This window comes from Adhaeribacter arboris (assembly GCF_003023845.1).
Classification (GTDB): Bacteria; Bacteroidota; Bacteroidia; order Cytophagales; family Hymenobacteraceae; genus Adhaeribacter; species Adhaeribacter arboris.
The window spans coordinates 5,306,926-5,332,847 of the sequence record NZ_PYFT01000001.1; the positions used below are offsets into that span (position 1 = coordinate 5,306,926).

Sequence of the window (25,922 nt, forward strand, 5' to 3'; positions counted from 1 at the left end):
TATTTATTAAACTCTTATTTTGTATTTGTCAGCCACTGACAAATACAAAACAAGAATGGCAGAATTACCTCTACATACCCGTCAGAGTAGCCGAAACAACTTCTCCGTCCACTAGTAAGGCGCTGATGTAGCCCAGCGAAGATTCAATGCGGACGTCGGTGCCAATGGCAGCGGCAGGTTGCGCATAACATTTGCCGTTGGCTATTTCTTTGGCTAAAGTTTGGGCAGGGCTATCTAGTACACTTTCTTTCCGGATAACAGGGGCATATTCGTGGCCGGAAATTACTTGGGGCAATACTTTCTCAAAGGCCGAAGTATTCGCAATCAGGTCTACGGATGGTTCGCCGTTTACCTGTAAAAGTACGCCCTCGGCGGGGGGAAGAGGCAGACCGGAAGGAAATACCCGGTTTTTGCTTTGGTTGCGGTGATACATGTCCTCAAAATCGCTGGAAGAATTATGCAAGCCGCTGGAACTGGAATACGCTTTTATTTCGGACCAAACCCTACTTTGGCTCCCAAATGAACTTTTACAATACATTATTTCTTCCCGCATGGCTTTGCGCAAATTAATGGGGGAATGATGCGCCGATTTTTCAAACGTGGACGAAGTTCGGCGCCAACGACCTTGTTCGATGCAGCTGGCCGGAATAATGTGCCTGGATAAAGGCGGAATTAATTGGGTAGCATTAATTACCCGGTTTTGCTTGCCACCTTTTAATAGGGTGCCTTCGTAGATTAGTAAATAGCTGTTGCTTAAATTAGAAATAGTTAGTTCTTGTACCGAGCCCGACTCATCTATCTCGGATACTTCTACCAGCTTTTTTTCCAAGGCTTCGGAAAATTCAATAACGGGCTTAGAAAAAGTTTGGGGCGTATGAATGGTAAATACCTGAATCTTGGCGACATCCGCCGAATAGTCAAAAGGTTTGAAGTCACAAGCCAATATATAATCGGCCAACTGGGTTTTATAAGCAGTAGTTTCCATAGGTTTTTTTTTGATTGATTACCTAAACTGCTTAAAGGTTACAGGGGCATCCTACATTTTTTTTGTTAAGAGATTAAAGAGTTACCCCATTTATTAAATTCAGTCTTCTGCCTGAAGCGGAGCAATAGGCTGATTTAATTTTAAAGAATATTCTTTGGCTTCCATTCGTAGTTTAATAACTTCTTGGTTCTCTTTTTTATGGTAAAGGAGAATGAGTTTAGTTGGGTCAAAATCGCCGTACAAGAGTAATAGGGTATTGATAGTAGTTGGGTTATATTTACTAGGCACTACTTTAAACCGGTAATGAAAGGTTTGCGACCCGGAAGCCGGAAAGATTTTTACAAACGGAAACAGGTTTTTCCCGGCAGCAGATGTAATGGGAAAGGGTGGTTTGGGATCTCCTTCGTAAGTAATGGTAATATCCGGGTTAGGAGTTGGACGTTCAAAGCTTTTTTCAAGGAATTCCCGGGGAGCAGGTTCTCTATAAGCCTTCGCCGCTACTCGTTCCACCTCCTCAAACGACTGCCGGGGGGGCCATTGAAAAGTACCTTTATCGGTAATATCCCTCTGAGCCTTCTTTAAAGCACGTAGAATTTCATTTTCTTTAATGAGTAAGATCGTCTTTTTCTGTAATTCTACTTCTCTTAAAAACACAGGGTCCGCTTTCAACCTTTGCTCAAAAAGTTGCAGTTCCTCTCCTGAAAGTTCTTTTCTTAAATACCGGTCAATTAAATGTAAATTCTCTGCTGCATTCATGTTTTTAGTTGAATACATCTTTTAGCTTTTGCATACACCTGAATTTCTTAACTTTAAGGGCGTTGGTGCTGGAATAAGGAATAGATTGGGCGATTTCTTCTAAACTTTGATTAAGATAGTAAAATTTTCTCAGAATTTCCTGGCATGACGCATCTAATTGTTCAAAAGCTTCTCGGAATCTTTTCTCCAAAAGCATATCTTCTTCTTCCGGCAGGTAATCCGGAATATCAATGTAATCGTTGGTATCAATGATTTTAATAATGGCTAGTTTACGTTTTTTAAGTTGGTACAGCCATTTTTTACGGCAAATAGAATAAATATAAGTGGACGGCGCACAAGTAAGCACAAAATCAGGCTGAAGCAGTTTTCGGAACAGGACAACGGAAGCTTCCTGGAGTAAATCCTGGGCATCTTCATCCTGTCCGTTATTTAAATGAACAAATCGGATTAGGGAGGGTAAAGATTTGCAATAAAGCTTTTCGTAAGCTTTGGTTTCCCCTTTTCGCAGGGCATTAGTTAGCTCTTCATTTGTCGGATTACTTTCTGGGTCCACATTTTTTCTATTTTACGTAATAAACCATTATTATTTGGCTACTACGTATTTGTACCCAATTTGTGCTTAAAATTTTAAGTAGTTTTACGATAATTATTAAGAGTATCCGTGAATAGTTTTCCCGTTTTCAAAGACTAGAGTTTAACGCCGGGAAATGATCCTACTAAGATAAGTAAGGTTGAAAAAGGTAACAGATTTTAAATGATAGGTTATTTATTTCGAAGGGTCAGGGTTGTTAAGTTCTCTACTGTCTAAGCTGGCGCGAGCGTCTTCGCTCGTGGCTACTATCCGGAAGGCCTCTGGCCGGGTAAAAAGATAAACTTTAGCTATAAAGATGTAAGTTAATTTACTACCGGCCAGAGGCCGGACGATGGAACATCACGAGCGTGGACGCTCGCGATAGAACAAGAACTTAACAGCTCTCCTTTCGAAGTAAGATTTTGTCTGATTTTACGAAAGTCCTAACACTATTATCTACGTTTCAATTATAGTAGTTTTTACACCTATCCAGTTGCCAGAAGCTGTTTTGCCTAGTAATAAAGCCAGAATTGTTCTTCGGCCAATGCGGTAAACTTTTGTTTCTCTTAAATACTGCTCAAAGAAGAGCTGCAATGTTTGAGAATTATTTACAGAACTAACCTCTTTTTCACCGCCTGAATTTACCGGAATAATAGGGCGAAAGAAAGAAGCCGATTCTACCACTTCTACGGGCTCCGCGGGTGTTTTTCCGACTAAGCTCAGAATGGCTTCTTTTGATAACTCATTGGTGGCAGTAGCATTATATTGAACGATTTCTAAAGGGTAATCGGCTTCGCTTTGGTAATACAAGCCCTGGGTTAGTTTTTGGAGTTGATGAAGTATTTCTTCGGTGGTTAAGGTAAGGGGAACGGCCATATTTTAAATGAATAAAGCTTAAGGCTTACTGCGTTGGTCCTTTGTCCACGTTGGCTTCCAGAATTTGTTGGATATCTTCCGGAAGCGAGGAAAGCAAATCATACCCGGTTGCTTTTTCAATCGCATCCACGGTAGTTCTGTACAAACTCCAATCAGAATTCACGCCGTTGCTGTTAGGAGTGTCTATGGCAATAACGCGGGTGTTAGCGGTTATCCGGTTAAGGTCATCGTCTCCTTCCGGCAGAATTACCAGCACTTTCCAGATTTGTTTCGGGACTTTTATTCGCCCGTCTTCTATGGTTCGGGCAGAGCCATTAGAGCCGGTGCCACCCGAGCCGTAATTTCCCATAATCACGTACACTTCCTGGCCTTGTTCCACTAAACTGCGGGTGTATTCTTCCAGGTTGGCCCAAGTATTCCGGTTATTATCCGGCGCCTGCGGCATCATGTTGGTCATCAGGAAAGTGGCCGAGTTATCTTCTATGCTTTTGGTTCTGTCCGCGGAAGGGCAGTTATGGCCCCGGTCGAAACCGCTATTGGTATAACTCCCCGGGCTTACCTTATACCAATCATCCGGTAAACTTTCGTCGGTTCTAAAATCATCTTGCCGGGGAGCGGAACCTAACCAGGTAGAGCTCACGTGCCAGCTCACCCAATTAGGAATACTATTATCGCGACTATAAGATAACACGTACTGCGGCTTTTCCAGGAGATAGTTATTGTAATGGTTGATGTCGGTGGTAGCGTTACTGGGGTTGCCTAAAGTCAGGTGCTCATTCTCCGAAATTAAATTTCTGTTTTTATTGGGTACAACTTCGATTTGCTTACAGCCGGTTAGGAGTAAGATAAAGGAAAATAGGAAAAGGATTTGGTAACGCATACTAGTAGAAAGCAACAAAAGTAGTAACTGATTTTTAGATTTTATTTAGACAGCTTATTACTTGTACGGGTAATTACCTCTTTCTGCCGGAAGAATACCTGTGATTTTATCCGGTAAATTTCAAATATAGGAGTCGATTGTTAGTCTTTAGGTAAATTTAATCTGAGGAATACTGAGTTATGAGGCAAAAAAATGCTGAATATATTTTTATATGCTAATTTATTTAGTATTATTGCCAATACATTTAGTTTATAAATGAAGGAATACCACATACAATAATCTATAACTACTTATTAAATTTCAAATTTGAACGGGATGAAGCAAGGTTCAGGCAGTTTTATACTCTTGATTAATCTTAATATATAACGATATTCTCTATGCAAAAAGCGGATTACCTTCTTATTATTTCTCCTTCTCATGCGGTTAAAAGTGTAGCTATTTACTATAAAAATTGGTTAGCTAGTTATATTGGCTCCTTTACAGCAAGATTTTCGGAACCGCACCTAAGTATTGCTAGCTTTATAATGGATGTTTGTAAAGAAAAAATTTTGGTGCCTACGCTCCGTAGAGCGGCCGCGGAAGAAAAGCCATTTTCCTTATCAACCCACGGCTTTGGGTCTTTCTTTAACTCCCGAACCGTATTTATGCAAATAGAAGAAATAAAAGAGTTTGCTCAATTAAGTAGGAATTTGCATGAGAAATCAACTATTTCCTTCTTACCAAGTACTTGTAAATCCCTGTTTTATGTGCCTCATCTCACGATCGGAAGAAGATTAGAACATAAGTATGAGTACGCTTGTCGTTTGTTTCAATACCAAACCATTAGCCAAACCTTTACAGCATCGGCAGTAATTTTGCTCAAAAGAGATGAACAAGGATTGTTTCAATCTATACAAGAGTTTCCCTTTCTTTCCAGACCAAGCCAACTGTCGTTATTTTGATTATGGTTGCTTGTAGCTTCTTGTTTATTGGTTAGCTAGCGCGAAGGCCTATCCTTTTAATTTGCCGGATGAAACCACTAAATCCAGAAGCATTTATCGGAAGAAATAGGCAAATTGGGAGCAAATAAAAAAGCCACTCACAAGTTTTATCTCGTGAGTGGCTTTTTTATTTGCTCCCCCTCTTGGGCTTGAACCAAGGACCCCATGATTAACAGTCATGTGGAGGTGTGTTATTGTTATTTATATTTTTTACTAAATATTATGTTTAAATGTAATTTAAGCGGTTTCTTGTAATTTTTAGAACTGTTTAATTATTGCTTTTAATTGCAAATGTATGTAATTTGTATGTAATATTAAAAGCCAGCATCAATGTCTAAAGTTACTACTGAAATTGTTCTTAATAAACGGATACCAATGAAAGACGGAACTTTTAGAGTAAAACTCCGAGTGACTTATCTAAGAAAACAGATTTATTATCCAACTAAATTTACCCTTTCAGAAAGTGATTTTGAGAGGACCAGATCTATAAAGCCCAGGGCAGAATTTAAAGATCTTGCTCTTAGTTTCAATAAAATAGAAACTAAGGCCAAAGAAATAATTGATAGATTACCAGCTTTTACCTTCGAAGCCTTCGAAAAGCGCTTTTCAGATACCTCGGATAGAACTGATGTTTTTTCTGCTTTTGATAAACAGATACAAAAGTTAGAGGAGGAAGAAAGAGTTGGAACTAGAGAAAGCTACGAATCAGCCAGAAATTCATTAATTTCTTTTGTTAAGAGAATGCCACCTTTTTCTACTAAGGGGTTAACTAAAGATCAGATTGCTGCCAGGAAAAAAGAGTTCGAAGTAAGGCCGCCGCTTCCATTTATTAATGTTACTGTAGAGTTTTTGAAATCCTATGAAAAATGGATGAAAAAACACGGCCGATCCCGGACAACCATTGGTATTTATTTGCGGCCGTTGCGGGCACTATTCAATGTCACCATAGAAGCGGGTGATCTGAGTAAGGAATTCTATCCTTTTGGTAAACGTAAATATAAAATTCCTTCCGGAAGCAATGTAAAAAAAGCCCTAGAAGAGGAAGATATTGCCTTACTATTCAATTACCATTCCGAAAATGAAAATGAATTATGGGCTCGGGATATGTGGATCCTGACCTATTTAGCTAATGGGATTAATATGAAAGATATTGCCCACTTAAAGAATGAAGATTTAGATAAAGAACATATAACTTTTATCAGAGCTAAAACGGAGCTTACTACTATTGAAAATCAGAGGCCCATTATTGTTACCATTACTCCACTCATCACAGAAATTATTAAGCGGTGGAGAAGTGCAGATTACTCCCCAAGAGCTTTTGTTTTTCCAATCTTAAATAGAGGAATGACCCCTAAGGAAGAGCATAGCAAAGTAAGGGACACGGTAAAAAAGGTAAATAAATACATCCGACAAATTGCCCAAAAGCAGGGAATTGAGGATGATGTTACCACCTATGTGGCTAGACATTCTATGGCGACTGTACTAAATGATGCTGGGGTACCAACCTCCTTCATATCTGATTTATTAGGCCACGGAACAGAGAAAACTACGAAAAGTTATATTGATGGAATAAAAAGTGGGAAGCGGGCTGAGTTAACGATACATCTAACCACATTCCTAGAGAAGGAGGCACAGACTCAAATAATAGAAAAGGAAGATCCGTTAGCATCGACCCTAAAAGTATTGCTAAAACAGAAAGTAGCCCCACCAAAAATTAAATTAACTTGTATTAAAACTTTAGAATATGCGGGAGGGGAGTTTCTAAAAGGGAATGTAATAGTTTTTCAGAATAATAAGCACTTAGTAATTACTGATCCACAAAACATAGTATTTCCAGATTCTGAATTTACCTCCAACTATGGTTCCTTTATCTATTTAAATCAAATTGCAGAATTACTACTGGCTGGAACTACTGGTCAAATAAAAGAGCATTTTAAAGTTGAACTTATCAACGATGTAATTAAATAGTTACGTCGATGCAAACATCGAGGGTGATGATTTTTACCTGGACGTTCTCTTGTATCATACAAAGCTACGGTGTCATGTAGTAGTAAAGATGACGGAGTTTCAACTAAAGTTTGCTGGAAAACTGAATTTCTATCTTAATGCCGAAGATGCCCAAATCCGCTACCCAAATGACAATTCAAGCATTGGCATTTTTCTATGTAAAACACCCAATAAGCTCTACTTTATCATTTTTCTAAACTCGAATTGGCGATTCAGGCAAATAAAAGCCAATTCTTAAACTTATTATTGTATGTAGTCTTAAAAACAGGACATTAAAAAATTAAAAATACCTCTAATTAGGCTTTAAACGCAGTTTATTGTTGTTTTTTAAATGGCTAAAGTCGAGATAAGGAGGTAGTGAAATATTCATTAAAGGATATAACCGCTCCGTTGGGTGTAGCGGAAGATTAGCTGATTCAAGCTGTTCCAGAGGAACTTAGAGGAGAGTTGTCAGCTATTGAAGTGTTAGAAAAAGGGCTCGAAAGAAGACTTCATAGTAAGAATTAATAGCTATCTATCTTTATTAAAGGAGATTGATTTCTAGACTTGTTAAAGCAATATTGTTCTACCTTAAGACGCAGTGTTTTTTCTTAGTAGTACGACTACTTATCATAATACTGGTTGTCAGAAAAGTTCAGAGAGTTCTGAGCGGGCACAAGGAATAGGGTAGGAGGAGTTAGACGGTCATTTGAGCCAGGATCGTTACCCCTACCGGAAGGACAAAGGGAACGCTGGCGGGCTGTTCGAGCTAGGAGGGAGGCAAAGGTAATTTTTCGATGCTTTTTATTTCTTTTACGGTCCATTTCTCTTGCTGATTCAACTCCATAAGGCAATGCACCCGGACGTGACCTTTCGTGCCGTATATAGTTACTTTCACCTCCTCGAGGGAAGGAGAGTCAGGGAAACCAGAGCCATTAAATTTCCCCAAATGCTTTTTAATACTTTTATCTTTCTTCAAGATCTGAATGGCGGCATCCGACGCTTCTGTTTCCGTCCAGGGATAGAGGGTAATTCTAATGGATGCCCCAAGCGCGGCGATCCGGGTGAGGGTAGCGGCGGAGAGTTGTTGCTGTAAATCTTCCGACTGGGCAGTACAGTTATAAGCAATGTCAAACTCGCGGAGGATACAGGCCTCCCATAGCGCTCGGGAGGGTTTAGGTAATGCTTCCATGACCGTGAGCAGGGAAGCAATATCTAGGTCAGGCTCCTGGTGGCGGTCTCCCCCTATAGCAAAACGGGCCGACCAGGAGCCGTCTTGATATGGTCCCACGTAAGGTCCCACATAATAGGGTAAAAGCCCGGAATGAACCAGGGATTCCGCCAGTGAGGCCAAATCAAAGGAGGCAATCAGGAAAAGATCTGTGGTGGCGTAATTCGTTCCGTTTATCATGGGTGAGGGTTTTAGCGGGTTAAGGTGCTTACCATTTAAGATTCAAACAATTTTACTTTAGCAAAATACCAGGGAACAGGTTCTGCCGGACTATTTTTATCATTCATATAGGCTACCAACTCTTGCCACTTAGAATCTGTTTCAATCAAGCCGTATTCATTTACTTGGATTTTAAATTCTTTTTCCAAATATTTCGCCAAACTATGACAATGAAAGGTATGAAAGCTCCCCCCCACTTCTACCCCAATCAAATCATAACCGATAGCTCTTCCTTCATTGGTTTCCAGTTCTTTTTTTTCTAATAGTTGTAGAATACCACCCTCCTCTAAATTTGCGTCTTTAAAGGCTTCATTTGCCTCCTTAAAGGTTTCAACATTACATTCTTTTATTAACTTATCTGCTTGTGAATCGGGTAAATACAATCCTAGTAGTTTTACTTTATCCAGGTGGGAAAAGAATTTCTGCTGGTAATTAGTAGCTGATTCAAGGGTATTAAATACATTTTCATATCCTAGCATACCCGCGGCATCCTTTTGGCTTGTCCAATCCTGAATCCGACTAATAGTTGCAGCAGCAATTTCGAAGGCGTCAATTGCTTTTTGAACATCCTCTTCATTAGAAGTCCAGGCCCGGGAAAAATCATCCAGTAAGTGGCAATTGAAGCAACTGCTAGCCGTTAAAATCTCTGGCCGGTTAAAACTATCATATTCCAAAGGGTTCGCAATAATTAAATAGAATCCGGCTAAATAGTATTTCATAGTATTTTGCTTTCTAAGGTCTAGTCTAACAAGAAGGGATCTATCCATTCATCTTACTTCTTCAGTATGGTTGTTACAAGGCTTATTTACGTATTATAAAGATTTTACCATTCCCTTGGTTAGGGACTCACCCCACTCTCCAATAGGGAAAATATTTTCCGGTCCCCATCAATTTGGGCCATTACTCCGTACGGAAGCGTAAAGGTAGGGCAAGTGTGTCCAAAGTCCATTTCGGTAATTATGGGTAATTGGTCCTGGCCTTGTTCCTCCCGGATGACCTCTAACAGTAATTGATTATACTCGGCCGTATACTTATTATCATAAGGTCGTCCCACCAAGAGTCCGGATATTTTTTGGAATATTCCTTGGGCCGCATAGTTTCGGAGGATGCGCCGGAAATAAACGGGCTCCATGCTTTCTTCGGAAGTCTCCAGAAACAAAATGGCTCCTTGCCATTCGGCGGGACTTAACCAAAAATCAGTTCCTTTTAAAAACTCTAAAACCTCCACACAGCCGCCCAAGAGACGGCCTTGGACTTGCCCGCGGCCTTGCAAATAATTCCACCCACGATTAGGATTTAGCTTCCGTTTTACCCCTTGCAGGGCTAAATCATTCCAATCCTGATGTTCGGAGGTCCACCCACTTCCATTTGGCCAGACCGGCCCAATGGGCAATGTCGAAAAAAGAGTACGCTGGATATCGGCAATTTGATAGGGATGCATCCCGCCGTTTTCGGCAAAGCCCACTAACAAGGAAGTACCATAAAAGGAAGTTAGCCCCGCCTTATAGCACGCCCAATGGGTAACGGTGGTATCGGAAAAGCCCAAGAATATTTTGGGGTTGGCTTTGATGATTGCTAGGTCGGTGTAAGGTAAGGTTCGGATGCTGTCCTCGCCGCCGATGTTAGAAATAATGGCTTTGATGGACGAATCGGCAAAAGCTTCCATCAAATCCTGCGCCCGAACTTGGGGATTTTTAGCCAGAAACTCAGCGGATTTTAAGGCGTTCGCTGTTTCGACCACTTGTAACCCAAAAGTTTGCTGGAGTTGTTTCTTTCCTTGGTAGTAACGGTGCACCAAATCCCCGGCTCCTCCCCAGGAAAGCGAAATTGTGGCTACTTTGTCACCTGGTTGGAGTAATTTAGGTTTAAGAAGTGATTTCATAAACTGGCGATTAAATGGCCGAATGCTATCCTTAACTGGCTGTTCCTTCAAGAGCAGGAAGGAAGCTTAGAGGAACGAGCAATAAGTACTATTTTCCATAATAAAAAGAAAGATAAAGAAGGTAAACCTGGCTGGCAATACTGATTTTTCAGTATTGTTACCAGGCTAGCTACTATCTCCTGATGAGCAGATAGAAGGCCTAGGTCCAAAAAAAATGTTGGATCAAGTCTCGTTCTAAATGGGGAAACGATAAAAAGAGTCTTGACCACAGCCCGTTGTTTTGCCAGTTTTAGTAAAATTGTTAAGCATCTCGGCCTAGTTTTTAAGCCTACCTTACGGGAAGGGCTTGGTCTGGAGCAGGCATGATATAAACTTGATTATCTCATGCCTATCTCAGTAGAGTCAAACATTTTCGTTTAGAGCTCTAGCCGCTTAGAGGTGGGCACTCCCGTTCTATTAGCTTTCTTGATGCTTTCTTTTAGGAACTTGCTTGGTGATGACGGAAAAGAAAGAAGGTCAACGTAAAAAAGACTAAATTTTATGAATATTTAATTAGGGAGGCTATTTCGACAATAGATAGGCAAAAAAGTCAATTGGAAACGAAGAATAAAGGCTTAAAAAAGTATACGTATTAAGTATTTAATCGAAGTTTTAATCAGTAAATAAACGAGGGGTAGATTACTGGAACTGTATTGTTAGTAAAGCACTAGCAAAGGCACAGGAAAAAACCTAAAGTTAGCAGGTAGTATAGTCCGGCAATAACCTGACTTAATTTTTCAGGCAATGACCGTCTTTTTGAGAATATAGCAAGCCATTTAACATAAGGGTACTTATAGAACCCGGGTAAGTTCCGGAAATAGCTTTATCCTCTGAGGATAAAGCTATTTCCGGAACTTAAAAGGTCACGCAAAAGAAACTTATTCGTCTCCTAAGAAAAGAAAGCTAGTCGCGGAAATTTGTTTGGGTTCGTGAAGCCTAAAGCTGCTTATTCCACCACTAACTTCAGCTGCTGGACGCTCTTAGCTGCCTTCAGTCGAGCCAGGTACACGCCTTTCGCTTGTTTTCCCGCCTGCCATTCTACCTGCACGTGTTCCCCGGCCTTAGCTGTGCCACTCGGCAGTTGACTCACCAACTTACCCGATAAATCATAGATGGCTAAAGTATACTCCTCATCCTGGTTGAAGGTAAACTCTAAGGTCGTCTTCTCGGTGAAGGGATTGGGGTAGTTCTTAAACACCGGTAAAGTTTTTTCTGTTATGGCTAGTTCTACTCCAGGCACACTCAGGCGGGCCACCGCCGCTTGGCTGGTTTGAATCAGGATAAATCCCACAATAGCGGTAGCAGGATCGGCTGTTTCGGCGGTGTTACTTAAGTTGTTGTCGTAGACGATCTGGTTACCCTTGTCTTTGTTCCAGATTTTGATGCGGAACTTATCCGGCCGGCCATCCAGAAGAGAAACTAAGAAGCCGTAATTGCCCTGCCCATTGATTCTACCCCTACCGGTATAGCGGGCTTTGGTGCCACTGATAGTTAAAGTTTCGTAAACCGTACTGGCAAAAGCTAATTTTACTTTACCCGCTTTAAAGGCGAACAAGGTGCTGCCTTCGGGTAGGCTGGTGCCTTTTTTGTAGCGGGCGTACAAGCCCAATACGGCGGTTCCGGCGAGCTTGGTATCGGCTTTGTAGGCTTGTTTGGGCGAAGCAAAGCCCCCCGCACCGGTGATCGCGCCGGACTCGTAGACCACCACGTATTCGTACGTCGCTTGAGTCGTTTGTCCACAAGCATCGGTGACGGTGAGGATGGGCGAATAAGTACCTGCCTTAGTGTATTTATGGTTACCTTGCAGGGTGTTACCGCTGATGATAGCCGGAGAAGTGCTGCCATCGCCCCAATTCCAGGTGGCGCTGCTAACGGTACTGCCCGAGAAAGAAACACTTAAGCTAACGCTGGTATTGACCGCTACCGGCGCCGTAGGAGCGGTAACTTCACCTAAGACCAATGCCGGTTTCACCGTTAAAGTGGCTGCATTAGAGGTGACAGTAGTATAGGTTCCTATTACTTCAACCGAGTAATCACCCGCATCCTCTGCGCTTACTGCCTCAATGGAGTAAGTAGGGCTGGTAGCCCCAGGGATAGGCTTAGTTCCCTTTCGCCATTGATAAGTAAGGTTAGAGCCCGTAGCTTCTACCTGAAAGATAGCCTTTTCGCCGGTACAGACGGTAACGTCATTGGGCTGAGCGGTGATGGTAGTCGGAGTACAGGCCGCTTCTATTTCGGCGGGGCTGGTGCAGTTGGTGGCATTATTGGAGATGTTGACCGCACCTTCAGTCGCCTGAATAACCGACAGCAACCGGCAGCATTGCGAAAGTTTAGCATTATCACGAACGTAGAGATCGCTTCCCACGGAAGTAAGCTTTTCCAGTCCGACCAGGCTAGTTAAATTACTATTATTATTAATAGAGAGATCTCTACCCACAGAGGTAAGATTGTCCATGCCAGCCAGGCTGCTCAAATTATAGTTCTCAAAAATGGTGAGACCTCCTCCCACGGAGGTCAGCTTTTCCAGTCCGGCCAGACTGTTCAGACTATTGTTGCCCGTAATGGAGATATCCCCTGACATAAAATTACCTCCTACAGAAGTAAGCTTTTCCAGTCCGGCCAGACTGCTCAGACTACCGTTGAAAGTAATGGCGAGATATCCCACGGAGGTCAGCTTTTCCAGTCTGGCCAAACTGCTCAGACTATTGTTATCAGAAATGATGACTGCTCTCGAGGAGGTAAGGTTTTCCAGCCCGGCTAAGCTGCTCAGACTACTGTTATTACTAACAACGAGGTTTCCTGCCACCGAGGCAAGGTTTTTCAGTCCGGCCAGGTTGCTCAGATGACTGTTATTAGTAATAACGAGACCTTCTCCCACCGAGGTGAGGTTTTCCAGTCCGGCCAAACTGCTAGAACCAGGTATGGAGTAGAGGCCTAAACTAGTTTGCTCAACACGGAATGGTCCTCCCACTTTGGTTAATATAGCCAGGGGCCTAAGATCATAAATGCCTGAACCCTGAATAGTAAGATTGCCGGTTACTTCGGTATAGTTAAAGGCATTTACCTGCGCCTGAGTGCTTAAAATCATAGGACCATTGTAGATTTGGGCTTGTAACAGACGGGGGTATAGCAGCAGTAAACCCGCTACTACCCAAAGGCAAAAACTGGTTTGAAACTTTTTCCCGCTCCCCAGGAGCCACTCCGCCCCTACTGGATGCGGTAGGCGGTTTACTAGTATAAGATTTTTCATTTGTGTGAAATTTTTCAGGTGTAACATTTTTAAATCAGGATTACCAACCTTTATCAAGCAAAGCCATTAGAAAAAGCCCCGAAAAAGGGCTTACTGCGGGGTCAAAGGGGTATTTAAGCAGACTGACTCACTCGGGGAAACTTTGCCTAAATAATAAGCTACAGTAGTCCAGACCGAGAGAACACTCCCGGCGCTTCCATCATCGGTCTGACCGATAGCGGAGAATAGCGCAGATTAATTTTAGCGGCTAGCCAAAAATAAATTCCAGGAAAAAAAAGGGTTAACAAAATTCGGCCAATGAGTACAACTTATTCGCCAAAAGATTAAGGAGGTGGTATTTTGGGGTAATACTTGGGAAAATGTGCTTAAAAATGACTGCTAATTCTTTATTAGCGGGGCTGGGAAAGAGCGTATTCGGAGGGAGAAACAGAAAACTGCGCTTTAAAACACTTGGCGAAATAAGATAACCCTTCGAACCCTACCCGATAAGCGGTCTCCGCCACCGGATGGCCTTCCCGCAACAGCACCGCCGCCTGACTCAACCGGTAATAGCGCATTAACTCATTGGCGTTCATGGCCGTGATGGCCGCTAATTTCCGGTGCAAGGTCCGGGTACTGACGGCCATCTCGCGGGCGAGCTCGTCTACTAAAAAACCGGAGTTGGCCAGTTCCCGGTCCAGCACCTGATGGACTTGCCGCAGGAAGGGGTCTTCCGAAGGCGATGCTGGCTCTTCTGCCGGATTAGACAGGCTGAACTTTTGGCGCCAATATTGGCGCAGGGTCTGCTGGTAACTTAGCCCATTGGCCACGCGTAATTGTAATTCCTGTAAGTTAAACGGTTTAATCAGATAATCGTTGGCCCCGGTGGTGAGCCCTTTCACCCGATCCTCCACCGAGGTCCGCGCCGTGAGTAAAATAACGGCGATATGGGTAGTAAGCGGGTTATTTTTAATGAGTTGGCTCAGGGTAAAGCCATCCATCTCCGGCATGGCTACGTCCGCAATTACCAAGTTGGGTAATTCCTGCTGGGCTAGTTGCCAGCCTTCGGCGCCGTTTGGGGCGGTGAGTACCCGGTACTGCGCGGTCAATTCCTGGGCGATAAAGTGCCGCAGTTCCTCGTGGTCTTCTACCACCAACACCAAAGGTGCCTCCTCCGCGGATGGTGGCAGCGGCAAAGATACCGCTTCTTCCTCCGGGACAATAACTGATTGGGAAGCAAGCGGCCCGGCTGGAACGTTATTCCCTGCTATCCGGAGCGGAAGCACGACGGTAAAAGAACTACCTTTTCCTTCCTGGCTCTCGGCGGCTACGTGTCCACCCATTAACTCGACCAGTTCTTTTACCAGAAACAATCCCAGGCCCGATCCGGCCAAAGCTGCGGTACGGGCATCAGTTACCTGATAAAACCGATTAAAAATAAAGGGCAACTGCGAGGCGGGAATACCTCTACCGGTGTCCCGAACCCGCAACTGAAGTTCATACGTTTCTTCCCTGGAGGCCGGAAGATTTACTTCTACCCGCACCTTACCTCCCGATGCCGTAAACTTTAAAGCGTTGGCCAGCAGGTTATAAATAATTTTCTCTAGTTTTTCGGCGTCAAAAATATACTCCACCGATGCACCGGTGAAAACGTATTGCAACTGGACACCTTGCTGCTCCGCCGCCGGGCGAAAAGATTCGACTATCTGCTCCACCAATAAAGTTATTTCTCCCCTCGATTCATCTAAAATCATATGACCGGCTTCCAGTTTGGCCAAATCTAGCAGTTGGTTAATCAGGCGCAACAGGCGCTGGGCATTTCGGAAGATGACCTTGAGTTGCGGCTTGATAAGCTCGGGCGGGGGCAGCGTCGGCTGCGTACATAACGGTTCCAGCGGACTGATGATGAGCGTTAAAGGCGTGCGGAACTCATGGGTAATGTTGGTGAAGAATTGTGACTTCATTTGTTCGAGTTCCCGTAGCTTTTCCTGCTCTAAATGCTCGAATTTTAACTGGTTTTGCAATTGGAGGCGCTTGAATTGCGACCAGAAAATAATCCCTATAATCGTGAAGATGACAAGCGCATAAAACCCATAAGCAACCGGGGTAAGGTAAAAAGCTTGCCCTACTTCAATGGGAAGGCGTAACTCTTTCCCCCAGATACCACTGCTATCCATACCTTTAATGCGCAGGGTATACTTTCCCGCTGGCAAACCGGTAAATTGGATATAATTTTTGGCACCGATAGGTTGCCATTCATCGGTAATGCCCACTACTTGATAGGCAAACTGGGGAACATTAACATCATCGAAATAAGCTTGCAGGGCAAAATAAACGGTAAAGAACTTGTCTTTATAATGGAGCTGGATGTTGCGAATCAGATGGGCGGCTAATGCATTTTCTTCTATCTTATTTTTAGTACCCCGGTGCTGTACCAGTTTGGTGAGGATGACCCGGGAGACAGCAGCTGTTGGCCGAAACTGCTCCGGATCAAAGGCTACAATACCGTCCAGGGAACCAAAGTATAAGGTTCTATCGCTGCCCGCCCAAGCCGCGCCTGGATGAAAGGTATTATTCGGCAAGCCGTCTTTAACCAGAAAATTCCGGAAGGTTTTCTGCTGGCGATCCAGTCGGGATAATCCATTATCGGTGCTAATCCAGAGTTCGCCGGCCTTGCCCGGTAATATGGCACAGACAATATTGTTAGCTAAGCCTTCTTTTATCGTGTAAGTCTCTTCTATCTGACCATTTGCCGGATGGAGGACGTTAATGCCGCCACCTTTGGTCCCTACCCACAAGCGGCCGTCCAGACCTTCGTATAAGCAGGTAATAAATTCATTGGTTAAACCCGCACGTGGATTTTGTTCTGCAATGGCCGCAAAGTAGCCGGTAATACTTTTACCTTTTACGATGCGGTATAAGCCGTAATCAGTACCCACCCAAATGGATTGGTCTTTCGCCTGGTACAGGGCCATTATTTGCAGGGAGGAGAAGGGCTGTTTGGTTTTTCCCCAGGTAAAAGGCAGGGCCTGCTTGGTTTTGGGATTAAAAAGATAAAGATTATTGTTCCCTCCTAGCCACAGCTGCCCATCGGTGTCTCGTAAGAAAGAATAATTGAAGAGAGAAGCCCGCTCTTCGGGTTTCAGGTCGTCCGGAATAGCGGGTTGGGAAAAGGTATGAGATTTAAGATTAAAAGATAAAACCCCGTTCCCTTCCGTGGCCACCCAGAGATTGCCGTTGGCCGCGGGCACAAAAGCTTTTACCAGCGGATTATACCAATTGCTCCAGCCACGGCCTTGTTTAAACATTTTATATTCCTGGAATCTTTTCGTGAGAGCATTATACTCAAAGAAGCCTTGATAGCTGCCAATCAATATTTTTCCGGGACTGGTTTCATAAATAGCCGGCGCACTAAAAATAGTATTATTGGCTATTCCTGGGGGCGAGATAACCGAAAATCTATTTTCCCGGTTTTCTAACCGGAAGACGCCGAAATAAGTACCCAGCCAAAGCTGACCCTTGGCATCTTCGTACAAGCAGTCGATCGCATAAGGGGCTCCCCCCGTACGCTTAAACGCCGGCGTAAAATCATCGATTTTTTGGGTACGAACGTTGAGACGGCACAATTTTTCGGACGTTGCTACCCAGATATAACCTTTATTATCTTCATAAATATAGCGCAGCTTATTATCCAGTAACTCGGATAAGTCGGCAGATACGAGGGGAAGAAATTGGTTTGCGGAGGCGGAGTAGGTATAAATAGAATGGTAATCGGCGAAAAGCAATTTATTTTTCTGAACGTAACTGGTAATCCATTGTTGCATTGGGGGAAGAGGATACCAGTGTAGTACCGCTCCTTCTGGGCTCAATTTTTGGTATCCGTGATGGTCATCCGCTACCCAGATGAAACGCTGGGAATCTTCGGTTAAGTGCTTCACCAAGGGCGAAAATATACCCGTGGTGCCGGCCGCAACATTTTGCATAAAAGTAAAATGCTCCTTATCCGCCGAACGATACAAATAACCGTTATGCGTGCTGCACCAGAGGGCTCCGTCCGAAGCCTGCAGAATGGCCTGAATACTATTTTTTCCGGTTGCTGCGGCTTTAGCGGTGGCTAAATAGGCCGTTATTGTTTTCCGATCGGTACTTAATTTATTTAGGCCATTGTCGGTGCCAATCCAAAGGTTGGCTTCCCGGTCTTCGTACAACGCCAAGACGGAATTGGAAGACAAACGTATCCCGACGGTGGTAGTAGGAATGAATTCGGTTTGGTAACCATCGTAGCGGTATAAGCCGGTTTCGGTCCCCAGCCACATAAAACCAGAGCTGTCTTTTAGCATACATTTTACCTTCAGCCCCTGTAAATGGGCGACTCTGGTAAACTGATCCTGGCCAAACTCCCTGGACTGAGCAACCCCCCAGCCAGGTAAAACCCAACATAGAGTGAGCAGCCCTAGCATGCATTTTAAGGAATAACTACGAAACCGTTGTCCACGCATCAGGAAGAGATAAAGGAGGTTAATATCTAAAGATACTCTTTTTACAAAAAAACCGAGCCTGGCAAACTCGGTTTTTTCTCCATTAGAGTTCATTTTGGGCCGATTACTATCTGAACAGGTGGAGGTACTGCCCGGAGACCCAACGTTTTTTAGGACTAGGCAAGTCGACCAATCGTTCATGAAACGATCGTGGTTGTTGCACAACTACCTGATTAATGGTAGCCGTTAAAGAAGGTTACCAATTAATCTTTGATGTTATGCAAGGCAAGAAGGTATTTGCCGAGGAGAAGGTGCTGCTCTTCTCCCTCTCGGCGCACGTGCCGAAACACAACTTTTACCGGCGGTTGAAACAAGAGGTGGATCTGGATTTTCTCTACGAACTTACCCAGCCCTATTTCGGGCGTTGTGGCCAACAGTCGATTGACCCGGTAGTCTTCTTTAAGCTCTGCTTAGTGGGTTACCTGGAGAATATTGTCTCGGACCACCAGCTTATCGAACATTGCAGCCTGCGATTGGATCTGCTTTACTTTCTGAACTATGGAGTTGCTACCTTTGACTGGAGGGAAAGAGATAGGCAGATTTAATGAAAGTTTTAAATTTGATTATATGAGTAGACGAGTATTCGATACCGCCTTTAAGAAGATGGCCGTAGAGCTTTCTTATGCCAGAAGCTCCGTGAAGGAGGTCGCCACGGAACTGGGTATAGGTATAGATCCGGGCCGGATAACCAAATGGCGCCACCAGCAACAAAAACCTGGGGAAAAAACTGCTGCTGGCCTCACCGAAGAACAAAAAGAGATCTGCCGACTTCAAAAAGCCCTGAAGGAGGCGCAGTTAGAGCGCGATATGGACCCGATGCTGACGCACGTCTGCGGGTCAAAAAAGGCAGTCAGCATCTTCTCCAAGGGAGACGGGCGATATACGGATTCATAAAAGAGCACCGGAATCAATTCTCCACCAGAGAAGAGGTGCCAGGTGCTCCGGGTAAGTATCAGTGGCTTTTATTATTGGCTGCAGCACCCAGTTGGCTCAAGAGTTCGTCAAGAGTAGCAATTGCTGGCTGCGATTAAAAAGGTGTACCAGCAGAGCGATGGCCGCTATGGTAGCCCCAGGATTGCGGTAGAACTGCAACAGCAAGGCATCTGGGCTTCCCGGCCTCGGGTGGCCCGGCTGATGCGCAAGCATGCCATTCGAAGCATCATCCGCCACAAATACCGGGTGCAAACCACCGATTCTAACCATAGCTTTGCTCTAGCGGAGAACTATCTGAACCGGAACTTTTATGCTACCAGGCTGGCGGAGAAGTGGGTTTCTGACTTAACCTACATTAAAACGCAGGAAGGCTGGCTTTATCTGACAGCAGTGTTGGACCTGGCGGACCGAAAGGTGGTGGGTTGGGCCCTGAGTGAAACCATGGAAGCGGAAGTAACCAGTGTGGCTGCCTGGCGGATGGCAGTGAGGAACCGACCGATAACGCAATCGCTGTTGTTTCACTCCGACCAAGGCGTACAGGATGCCTGTCAGCCGTTCCCAAACCAGCTAAAAGGCATGCCAGTGCTGCAGAGCATGAGCCGTAAAGGAAACTGTTGGGATAATGCCGTAGCGGAAAGTTTTTTCAAAACCATAAAAACGGAGCTAATCTATCATCAAAAGTTTACCACCAGGCAAGAGGCCAGACTAGCCGTCTTTGAGTACATCGAGGGCTGGTATAATAGAAAAAGGAGGCATTCCGTATTGGGCTATCGCACACCCTGCCACTTGGAAAGCTTATACCTGGAAAATTCAATAGCTGCCTAATAAAAAGCCTCCAGTAAACTGTTGCAATTCCAGTTAACTTTCCCACTTCCTTAAAAAACTGGCCCTTTAAAGGACCAGGCGTGTACTTATTGCTAGGGCGAGTAGTAGCCGAGTTTGGATTTCCCAGTTTAGAGGTGGAGAAGATGGATAAACTGCCTTTTCAGGAAAAGCATCAAACCCTTACTAGCTTGGAAAAATCAACTAATTGTAGCTAAATTTATTTTGCTAATAATATTGGTTTTAAGAAATAAATAGTTAAATATGCTAAATAAATTCGCAAATCACTTTTATTCATATCTCCTCAAATTAAGAGGATAAACTAAAAACTAAAATCTATGGAAAACATACCCCGCCACGTTAGAGCCGAAATGAAGGAAATAGCTGCCCAGGTGCGCACTTTTCAGGTGCAAAAAATTACGGAAACCTTAATTCATCTGGGTTTTACCTTCTCCACCCAGGCCGAATTAACCACTTTTGAACGCGAGCGCATGCATGGCATTATCGATGCGGAATGGCCGGAAGTGGAGCACCTCTATGTGGATTATGGGACAGAAAAGGAAATCTACTTAGCGAAGTGTAATAATTATCCCGAAGAAAATGAAGCCGAACAGCTCTACTTTCATGATGGTTATTTTCAATTGCCGGAGGAAAACCTGTAAGTAGATAATTTTTCCTATATACACATGAACTAATATTGCATTCTCGTGTTCTTTAAGCAATTCGAACCATTACGGGTATTTGCTTCATGAACCTTTACTACTTCCATCAGCTTCCTTCGGAGGACAGAGCGACCCTTGTTTGGGAGCAGGGCGAGTTTCTCACGGTTCGCGTGAGCGGCAACTGCAACGTTTGTTTATATGACATGAGAAAGTTCTTTGCCGAGATCTGGTACCGGGTAGAAGAAAACGAAGTGGAGGCCGTCAGAGGTTTTACGAGTAACTCGTGCTTGGAGCCTTATTTAAATCTGGTGGATTTATCCGATATAATCAGGTAAGCTATGGAAGAAAGGCAATGGTAGTACTGGCCTTTAAATCTGATGGTTTTGATATTGGCAAGATTCATCTTAAAAGCTTGGATACAGGAGCGCTGGATTAACCCTTACATAAAGCAAAAACGCAATAGACGTAAATGGTAAAACACGATGACCCACGCCTGACGTATAAGTTACACTTTCCCCGTAAAGAATCAAGACGGTTAATGCGTTTACTCCCATTTTTATTCCTGATAGCCGTATTTATTAACAATTTCCGTGCTTGGATGAATGGCGGTCCCTGGTACTACTCTGTGTTGAATGTATGGCTACTAGCAGGTTGGATTGTGGTGACAGCAGTGATTTATAGAAAGAAGAGACAATAAAAAAGCCACTCGCGAGAGTGGCTTTTTTATATTTTATAAATGTTTATCCAATTATTAATATAGCGGCACATCATAGTGGGTGAAGGTCGTAAATCCTATTAAGATTACTTCATCAGCAATCTTAATAGATTTATATTCATTCGTCGCTGCTACATTCTTGCGAATCCAGGTATACTTACGGGCGTAGTTGTTTTTTTGACAATCTTTAAATTGTTTATAGGGCCAACTTTCACTTTAACAAGAAACCCATACGAATAATGTTGTATGTGGTCCTATTTTCCCAAATAGGCTTATGGATCAGAACGATTAGCTTAATAACAGTTGTAGTAAGGCCATAAAGCTATAAATCTATGGACGTAAAAATCTACTCTAATTCTACAGAACAAAAAAACATTAACCTAGCCGAATCACTAAACTTGTTAGCAGAAACATTATCTAATGCGCAAACCAAAGCAGATTTGTCCAAATTAACACTCAGCCATAAAGATACCCGAGAAGCGATTCAATTCTTAAAAAGCTTGCTTTAGAGATTGCCTTAGTTTAGGTGTTTTATATTTTAAGTCAATTAATCCATTTACGATAATATAAATTTAACATTTAGCTATGAATCCTATTGACCTATTCGCCCTTTCTACTACTGGCTTTATTGTTTCTACCACATGGTTAGTTTTGCGCCTTAAAAAGAAATCCGCTTAAATTATCCAGCTGTTCCTTATGAGCTTTATTTCTTAAGCCTAAGGATCTAGCGATAATTAACGGGTTAAATGCCCCTACACCTGCTCCTTCAAATTGTTGCACCCAGATTATGTTCTCTATGGAGACTATGGTAAAATAAAGTTCTTGTTTATTAAGTCTTTTTCTGCTCTTAGGTCCTGAAATGTACTCTACTACTTACCTACTTCCTTAACTACAATAATGAAATAATATCAATAAACCAGGTGTCAACAAGATTAAGGCAGCTATAATGGTTTTATGAGCAATGACAGGCTTTGGCATGGTAATACTTTTTTAGTAAGTGGTTAATACATATATTTTTATGTATCCATGAACCTTGTCAGACCTTTTCTTGCTTATAGTTCCTCGATTAATCAACAAAAAATTATTATATAGCTAAAGGTAATCCAGTATTCTCCTTTTCTTGGCAGGAACTAAAAATCAGGCTAAAAGCGCTACTCTGATTACTGGTAATTAAATAATCATTAAGTAATTTTATCTAATTACAAGAGTAGGATCTGGTGCTGGTAAGGGGTTCACTAACTTTACCTTGAAAACTGCTGATGGAAGAAGCTTTAACTTCATACCCTTCTGCATTGTACTCCCGGGTTAAATCATTGTAAGAGAATACCCCGGGAACATCCGTTTGAGTACTTATTTTAAGCAAAGGATTTTTACTAAGTGGTATAGTTTCCCAATTATATACTCTCAATAAGGAGTATTCCGAATACTTGTTTTCCTTAGTAAGATCATATTCCAGGGTACTTACATAGGGTTTATTGTTGATGTAGTCAATTTGTTTTACCACATTGCCGTTAAGGTATTCATATTCAATCACCCTTATATAATCCGGACCTGTTGCATACTTATGAATGTAGGTTATTTTAGAAACTTGTCCTTCGGATTTATAATCCGCTGAAATTATAGTAGTGAGTTCCCCTGACGAATTATACATACTGGTTTTTATCCACTTATTATTTTGGTCATACTCATAACTGGCCATGCTTTTACCCTCCGTATTTGGATTGCTTTTTTGCAGCCTGATGATTTTACCGGCATTATCTCTAATGACAGTATCAGTGGAAGTCAATACCGGATTGTATTTTGTAGCAGGAATATAAGTAAAAATACTCTGTAACTTTTTATCCGCTCCGTACTTTAGAGTGACATAGTTGCCGTTGCTACTCTCTTCCTTGGTGAGTAAACAGGTTACTTCTAGCTTCTCAGGAGTTTCGGGTACTGGTACCGGATCCGGTTCTTTTTCTTGATTCTGGGTGCATCCAGCAATAAGAATAAGTCCCAGCAGAATACCAAATGCATTGTTTTTTCTGAAAATAAAATGTATAATATTAATCATTGCTTCTAGGGTAGGCCCACATAGGGTCTATAAAATAATAGGTATAGAATATTTTATATTTAATTAATCTCTTTTGATTTTTAAATTAAGGGAATGGTATGCACTGTTTTAAGCTTTGTACTAAGCCTAAGGTAACGTAATAGGATATACCAATAATTTAATAGTACTTAATCCGAATTCTACTATTTGTAATACCAATTACTGACATTCATACTCGGCAATGTTAGTAAATATATCAGCTTCCACCCCATCGGGATTCTGAAAATTATAATCCATTATATTTTTTAGGGCATAGCCCAGTTCATTGAATTCATAGGTGATTAGAAGCGTAGCGGCAGCTTGGCCCTTGCCATCATACTTTGTTTCTTTTTTAAGCATGTTCTTATTGGCAGTCGGACCCATGAGGTACTTCCTCGCGTAGGTCTGGTAGAAATCCCGGAGTTTTTCTTCCTTATCCAGGTAGTACTCATATTCGGTTTTTATATCCGGCAATCCGGGCTGGTGAATTACTTCTTTCATGCAGTTGCCGTTTAAGTAAGTGTATTCTCTAACAGCATTATAGACCGCCATGTTGGTATTGTAAGTACTCGTTATCCGGGTACGATTTCCTTCCCTGTCGTATTCACAAGTTCCCTCCAGTTTTCCATCGGTGAATAATCCAGTGGTTGGAATAGGCCTTGTTTTAAAGAATTTTGTGATTAGTCCCAGGGTATTGCGCTCAAAAGTAAAAACATCCACAATGTTCTCGGTGAGTTCCTGCTGTCCATAAAAGTAAGTAGCTTTTTGCTTAACAGTAAATTTTTCCATTTGCCCTAGGGCATTAAAAGAATAGGCGTAAGTAGATTTTACCTTACCTTGCCCATAAGTTGTTTGCAGCGTTAACCGGTTTTGACTATCATACTGATAAGTCGTGTAGGATGTAGTATCCTTTTGGTTATATAATTTAACGATCCGGCAAGCTGTCGGCTCAGCTTGAGGATTAGATACCATCACTGTCGCCTTTTTCGCAACTAGTAAGCAATGCTATAATAGCCAGGCACAAAGCTATGGCCCAAGTGGTGGCAGGGAGTAAAGGTTTATTCATGTATAAGGATTAAATTTAGACGGTACTATTGGGTTTAAAATCGGAGTAGGTTACCGGAGATAAGTACAAGTCTCTACACTATTGGTATAATGTGAATTTACAAGCAATCATATTCGAACAGGCGAGAAGTAGTACCTTGTCCGTAGCTACTGGTACGCGTAAAAATCTGTTTGGTGGGATAGCCTTGATCGTTGTACTCCTGAAAGAATTCAAACGTCCCACTTGTAGCTGTATATACTTTGTAAGAACGCGTTTCCAATAACAGCATGTTCTTATTAGCGGTGGGTCCTAAAAGGTTAGATAAATTGGAAGCTTGTTCAAATGCTTGCAGCTTATTTTCTTTCGTTAAATCAAATTCATACAGGTTGGTTCGCTCCGATTCCTGGCCTTCATTGATTATTGCTTTTACACAGTTTCCGTTCTCGTAGGTAAAATAACTAACCGCAGTTAAGGCGGTAGCTAAAACGGTGGTCGTAGTTTTGATCCGATTGCCCTCACTATCATAGGTGCAAATAGTCTCGAAGATGGGTCCGGGGTTGTTATTTTGCAGATCAGAAGTCACGTATTTGGCAACTTGTCCCTGGCTATTATACTCAAAAGTGTAAACCTGGTGATAGCCTCCGTTGTATTCTTGTGCAAAATCGAAGTTCCGTTCCCGTACATCTACCGTTATCAGTTGTCCCAGGTTATTGTATTCGTAAGTTATGGTACTCTTTTCTTTTCCTTTGTAATAACCTTTGGCTTGAAGTACCCGGTTTTGATAGCCATATTGATAAAGGGTATATTGAGTGGTATCATTTAAATCATAGAGTTTAGCTACCCTACAAAAAGAAGCTAGGGGTCTAACTTCTTCTTTCGGTTCAGAACCATCACCCTGCTCGCAGCCGGTTAAAAAGGATAAAAGCACCAGGCACCAAATAATTGGCCTAGAAGCGGTACTAAGTAAGAATTTATTTATATGGAAGTACATGAGTTGGAAGTACAGAATGTTTTGTGTTTGATGATAATGGAAGACTGTGAGGCTGAATAACACTACTTACCGGGCCGGCGGCCGTAACTATTCTCCGCATCCGATTTGCTTACCGCGGAAATCGGATGCGGACACCGGTTCAAATCGGCTCTGCTCTCCGTGCGCTGATAGGCATAGGCACTGCCACCCTCACAGGTGTACACCGGTGGAGCTTGCTGTTTTTTTACCGACGGCTTGGAAGTAAAAGCTTGTGGTTTAGCGGGAGTGGTCGTTTGAGCCGAAGCCAAACCTGTGTGCAGTAGAAAAGCTAAAAGGAGTAAAAGTTGTCGCATTAATAAAAGTTTAATTTGCCTGATTAAATATTGTAATTATAAAATATTTCACTAGGCAAATTAAAAGCCAGTTTTAAGAGTATGCTGGAATTAAGTAGATGTTAGACAAAGATTAGGTGTAAAGTAGAGTGGCATTGTTTAATAGTATAATTTGTATCTTTAATGGCAAACATACTCCA

22 protein-coding genes and 1 pseudogene are annotated in these 25,922 nt (G+C 42.6%); 9 read left to right on the forward strand and 14 right to left on the reverse strand.

Features of this window, described 5'->3' with window-relative positions; translation table 11 throughout:
• Positions 1-70: 70 nt before the first annotated feature.
• The 5 genes from AHMF7605_RS21535 to AHMF7605_RS21555 all read right to left on the reverse strand — a co-directional run bounded on the left by AHMF7605_RS21535 (position 71) and on the right by AHMF7605_RS21555 (position 4,068).
• Positions 71-985: an ARPP-1 family domain-containing protein gene (locus tag AHMF7605_RS21535; protein WP_106932074.1), complete on the reverse strand. Its 915-nt coding sequence runs from the start codon at positions 983-985 to the stop codon at positions 71-73.
• A 99-nt stretch (positions 986-1,084) separates the two neighbouring features.
• The gene (locus AHMF7605_RS21540; protein WP_146153641.1) at positions 1,085-1,741 is read right to left on the reverse strand and encodes an anti-sigma factor; all 657 of its coding nucleotides are present in this window, start codon (positions 1,739-1,741) and stop codon (positions 1,085-1,087) included.
• Between the two features lie 4 nt (positions 1,742-1,745).
• On the reverse strand, positions 1,746-2,294 hold the full coding sequence (locus tag AHMF7605_RS21545; protein ID WP_106932076.1) for an RNA polymerase sigma factor: 549 nt from the start codon (positions 2,292-2,294) through the stop codon (positions 1,746-1,748).
• 474 nt (positions 2,295-2,768) lie between these two features.
• Positions 2,769-3,188, reverse strand: coding sequence for a nuclease A inhibitor family protein (locus AHMF7605_RS21550; RefSeq protein ID WP_106932077.1), 420 nt, complete (start codon positions 3,186-3,188; stop codon positions 2,769-2,771).
• Positions 3,189-3,213: 25 nt separating this feature from the next.
• A complete protein-coding gene (locus AHMF7605_RS21555; RefSeq protein WP_106932078.1) occupies positions 3,214-4,068 on the reverse strand; it encodes a DNA/RNA non-specific endonuclease in 855 nt (284 codons plus the stop codon).
• Between the two features lie 377 nt (positions 4,069-4,445).
• Here AHMF7605_RS21555 and AHMF7605_RS21560 point away from each other — a divergent pair, with 377 nt between their 5' ends.
• From AHMF7605_RS21560 to AHMF7605_RS31170, 3 genes are all read left to right on the forward strand, one after another.
• Positions 4,446-5,009: a 2'-5' RNA ligase family protein gene (locus AHMF7605_RS21560; RefSeq protein WP_106932079.1), complete on the forward strand. Its 564-nt coding sequence runs from the start codon at positions 4,446-4,448 to the stop codon at positions 5,007-5,009.
• A 369-nt stretch (positions 5,010-5,378) separates the two neighbouring features.
• Positions 5,379-7,016 carry a tyrosine-type recombinase/integrase gene (locus tag AHMF7605_RS21565; RefSeq protein WP_106932080.1) on the forward strand — a complete coding sequence of 546 codons (1,638 nt, stop codon included), beginning with the start codon at positions 5,379-5,381 and terminating at the stop codon, positions 7,014-7,016.
• A gap of 16 nt (positions 7,017-7,032) precedes the next feature.
• Positions 7,033-7,293: a PDDEXK nuclease domain-containing protein gene (locus AHMF7605_RS31170; RefSeq protein WP_106932081.1), complete on the forward strand. Its 261-nt coding sequence runs from the start codon at positions 7,033-7,035 to the stop codon at positions 7,291-7,293.
• A gap of 510 nt (positions 7,294-7,803) precedes the next feature.
• Here the strand turns inward: AHMF7605_RS31170 and AHMF7605_RS21575 are convergent.
• The 5 genes from AHMF7605_RS21575 to AHMF7605_RS21595 form a co-directional block, all read right to left on the reverse strand.
• Positions 7,804-8,445 carry a hypothetical protein gene (locus AHMF7605_RS21575; RefSeq protein WP_106932082.1) on the reverse strand — a complete coding sequence of 214 codons (642 nt, stop codon included), beginning with the start codon at positions 8,443-8,445 and terminating at the stop codon, positions 7,804-7,806.
• A 35-nt stretch (positions 8,446-8,480) separates the two neighbouring features.
• Positions 8,481-9,203 (reverse strand): hypothetical protein, encoded by a 723-nt coding sequence (locus AHMF7605_RS21580; RefSeq protein ID WP_106932083.1) that lies wholly within the window; start codon positions 9,201-9,203, stop codon positions 8,481-8,483.
• 119 nt (positions 9,204-9,322) lie between these two features.
• On the reverse strand, positions 9,323-10,366 hold the full coding sequence (locus AHMF7605_RS21585) for a S66 family peptidase (RefSeq protein ID WP_106932084.1): 1,044 nt from the start codon (positions 10,364-10,366) through the stop codon (positions 9,323-9,325).
• Between the two features lie 985 nt (positions 10,367-11,351).
• On the reverse strand, positions 11,352-13,655 hold the full coding sequence (locus tag AHMF7605_RS21590) for a T9SS type A sorting domain-containing protein (protein ID WP_158267581.1): 2,304 nt from the start codon (positions 13,653-13,655) through the stop codon (positions 11,352-11,354).
• A 389-nt stretch (positions 13,656-14,044) separates the two neighbouring features.
• Positions 14,045-18,094 carry a hybrid sensor histidine kinase/response regulator transcription factor gene (locus AHMF7605_RS21595; RefSeq protein ID WP_158267582.1) on the reverse strand — a complete coding sequence of 1,350 codons (4,050 nt, stop codon included), beginning with the start codon at positions 18,092-18,094 and terminating at the stop codon, positions 14,045-14,047.
• Between the two features lie 296 nt (positions 18,095-18,390).
• Between AHMF7605_RS21595 and AHMF7605_RS21600 the strand changes: the two are divergent.
• From AHMF7605_RS21600 to AHMF7605_RS29875, 6 genes and pseudogenes are all read left to right on the forward strand, one after another.
• A pseudogene (locus AHMF7605_RS21600) lies at positions 18,391-18,672 on the forward strand (transposase); the annotation flags it as partial.
• Positions 18,673-18,739: 67 nt separating this feature from the next.
• Complete coding sequence (locus tag AHMF7605_RS31175; protein ID WP_394336212.1) at positions 18,740-19,066, forward strand: transposase; 327 nt, start codon at positions 18,740-18,742, stop codon at positions 19,064-19,066.
• A 120-nt stretch (positions 19,067-19,186) separates the two neighbouring features.
• The gene (locus AHMF7605_RS31180) at positions 19,187-19,930 is read left to right on the forward strand and encodes an IS3 family transposase (protein WP_394336213.1); all 744 of its coding nucleotides are present in this window, start codon (positions 19,187-19,189) and stop codon (positions 19,928-19,930) included.
• A 335-nt stretch (positions 19,931-20,265) separates the two neighbouring features.
• Positions 20,266-20,589 carry a hypothetical protein gene (locus AHMF7605_RS21610; RefSeq protein ID WP_106932087.1) on the forward strand — a complete coding sequence of 108 codons (324 nt, stop codon included), beginning with the start codon at positions 20,266-20,268 and terminating at the stop codon, positions 20,587-20,589.
• Between the two features lie 86 nt (positions 20,590-20,675).
• Complete coding sequence (locus tag AHMF7605_RS21615) at positions 20,676-20,924, forward strand: hypothetical protein (protein ID WP_106932088.1); 249 nt, start codon at positions 20,676-20,678, stop codon at positions 20,922-20,924.
• Positions 20,925-21,636: 712 nt separating this feature from the next.
• Entirely contained in the window at positions 21,637-21,813 is a 177-nt protein-coding gene (locus tag AHMF7605_RS29875) for a hypothetical protein (protein ID WP_158267583.1), read from the forward strand.
• A gap of 686 nt (positions 21,814-22,499) precedes the next feature.
• Here AHMF7605_RS29875 and AHMF7605_RS21620 read toward each other — a convergent pair.
• The 4 genes from AHMF7605_RS21620 to AHMF7605_RS21635 form a co-directional block, all read right to left on the reverse strand.
• Entirely contained in the window at positions 22,500-23,357 is an 858-nt protein-coding gene (locus tag AHMF7605_RS21620) for a hypothetical protein (protein ID WP_106932089.1), read from the reverse strand.
• A gap of 198 nt (positions 23,358-23,555) precedes the next feature.
• Complete coding sequence (locus tag AHMF7605_RS21625; RefSeq protein WP_106932090.1) at positions 23,556-24,347, reverse strand: hypothetical protein; 792 nt, start codon at positions 24,345-24,347, stop codon at positions 23,556-23,558.
• A gap of 191 nt (positions 24,348-24,538) precedes the next feature.
• Positions 24,539-25,348 (reverse strand): hypothetical protein, encoded by an 810-nt coding sequence (locus AHMF7605_RS21630; RefSeq protein WP_146153642.1) that lies wholly within the window; start codon positions 25,346-25,348, stop codon positions 24,539-24,541.
• A gap of 125 nt (positions 25,349-25,473) precedes the next feature.
• Positions 25,474-25,743 (reverse strand): hypothetical protein, encoded by a 270-nt coding sequence (locus AHMF7605_RS21635; protein WP_106932092.1) that lies wholly within the window; start codon positions 25,741-25,743, stop codon positions 25,474-25,476.
• Positions 25,744-25,922 lie beyond the last annotated feature (179 nt).